Source organism: Pseudomonas sp. (genome assembly GCF_050739655.1).
GTDB lineage: Bacteria > Pseudomonadota > Gammaproteobacteria > Pseudomonadales > Pseudomonadaceae > Aquipseudomonas.
On sequence record NZ_JBOIBY010000447.1, the window covers coordinates 1 to 2,082 of the forward strand.

Genomic DNA, 2,082 nt, shown 5'->3' on the forward strand with positions numbered 1-2,082 from the left:
CTCGGGTCAAAAGCCTGGGGCCGCAGCAAAAACGAACCGTTCGAGTCCGGCATGCTACCTACAGGTGGCGCCCGCTTGCGGCTCTCAGCCAAATTCTATCTGGTCGCGATGCTGTTCGTGATCTTCGATATCGAAGCCCTCTTTCTCTTTGCATGGTCTGTGTCTGTTCGCGAAAGCGGCTGGACCGGATTCGTCGAAGCTCTCGTTTTCATAGCAATTCTGTTGGCAGGTCTTGTCTACCTATTCCGAGTGGGCGCCCTTGATTGGGCTCCAGAAGCTCGGCGCAAGCGGCAAGCGAAGCTGAAACAATGAGGCTTTGGCAATGCAATACAATCTCACCAGGATCGACCCCGATGCTCCTAACGAGCAATATCCGATCGGCCAACGGGAAACCGTTTCCGATCCGTTAGAAGATCAAGTTCACAAAAACATTTTCATGGGCAAGCTCGAAGACGTGCTTAACGGCACGATCAACTGGGGGCGCAAGAACTCCCTGTGGCCGTATAACTTCGGTCTTTCGTGCTGCTACGTGGAAATGACCACTGCCTTCACGGCGCCCCACGACATCGCGCGCTTTGGCGCCGAGGTTATCCGGGCATCGCCGCGTCAGGCGGATTTCATGGTTATCGCCGGTACCTGCTTCATCAAGATGGCGCCGATCATTCAGCGTCTCTACGAGCAAATGCTCGAGCCTAAATGGGTCATCTCCATGGGTTCGTGCGCCAACTCCGGTGGCATGTACGACATCTACTCCGTCGTTCAAGGGGTGGACAAGTTCCTGCCCGTGGACGTCTACGTGCCTGGCTGCCCGCCCCGCCCTGAGGCTTTCCTGCAAGGCTTGATGCTGTTGCAGGAGTCGATTGGACAGGAGCGTCGCCCGCTTTCCTGGGTCGTTGGTGATCAAGGCGTCTATCGCGCCGAGATGCCTTCCGAGAAGGAAAAGCGCCGCGAACAGCGAATCGCAGTCACCAACCTGCGCAGCCCCGACGAAGTCTGATCCAGATCTGCTTCTTAAATAGAACGAGAACCTGGCTTCATTCTTTACGTTGACCGAAAGCGATAAATAACCATGACTACAGGCAGTGCTCTGTACATCCCGCCTTACAAGGCAGACGACCAGGATGTGGTCGTCGAACTGAACAACCGTTTTGGCCCCGAGGCGTTCACCGCCCAGGCTACCCGCACCGGCATGCCGGTGCTTTGGGTTGCCCGCGCCAAACTCGTCGAAGTCCTGACCTTCCTGCGCAATCTGCCCAAGCCGTACGTCATGCTCTATGACTTGCATGGCGTGGACGAGCGTCTGCGTACCAAGCGTCAAGGGCTGCCGAACGGCGCCGACTTCTCAGTGTTCTACCACTTGATGTCGATCGAGCGTAATAGTGACGTAATGATCAAGGTCGCCTTATCCGAGAGCGACCTCAGCCTGCCGACCGTCACCAGCATCTGGCCAAACGCCAACTGGTACGAGCGTGAAGTCTGGGACATGTACGGCATCGACTTCAAAGGCCATCCGCACCTGTCGCGCATCATGATGCCGCCGACCTGGGAAGGTCACCCGCTGCGCAAGGACTTCCCGGCACGCGCCACTGAGTTCGATCCGTTCACCCTGAACCTGGCCAAGCAGCAGCTCGAAGAAGAGTCCGCGCGCTTCAAGCCGGAAGACTGGGGCATGAAACGTTCCGGTCCGAATGAGGACTACATGTTCCTCAACCTCGGCCCGAACCACCCTTCGGCGCACGGTGCGTTCCGCATCATCCTGCAGCTGGACGGTGAAGAGATCGTCGATTGCGTGCCTGACGTCGGCTACCACCACCGTGGTGCCGAGAAGATGGCCGAGCGCCAGTCCTGGCACAGCTTCATTCCGTACACCGACCGTATCGACTACCTCGGCGGTGTGATGAACAACCTGCCGTACGTGCTCTCGGTCGAGAAGCTGGCCGGCATCAAGGTGCCTGAGAAGGTCGACGTCATCCGCATCATGATGGCCGAGTTCTTCCGGATCACCAGCCACCTGCTGTTCCTGGGTACCTACATCCAGGACGTCGGCGCCATGACCCCGGTGTTCTTCACCTTCACCGACCG

3 protein-coding genes are annotated in these 2,082 nt (G+C 58.0%); all 3 read left to right on the forward strand.

The annotated features are described in order from the left end of the window. Positions 1-312, forward strand: a 312-nt coding sequence (gene ndhC, locus ACRESJ_RS21565) for an NADH-quinone oxidoreductase subunit A (protein WP_219535915.1), incomplete at its 5' end; no start/stop codon positions are given. Between the two features lie 10 nt (positions 313-322). After that, complete coding sequence (locus ACRESJ_RS21570) at positions 323-997, forward strand: NuoB/complex I 20 kDa subunit family protein (RefSeq protein WP_046037844.1); 675 nt, start codon at positions 323-325, stop codon at positions 995-997. A 72-nt stretch (positions 998-1,069) separates the two neighbouring features. Beyond that, positions 1,070-2,082 (forward strand): NADH-quinone oxidoreductase subunit C (locus ACRESJ_RS21575; protein WP_431759714.1); only part of this gene is annotated, 1,013 nt, incomplete at its 3' end.

Coding starts and splice junctions, on each gene's coding strand:
- ACRESJ_RS21570 (WP_046037844.1), top strand. CDS start 323: ATGCAATACAATCTCACCAGGATCGACCCCGATGCTCCTAACGAGCAA.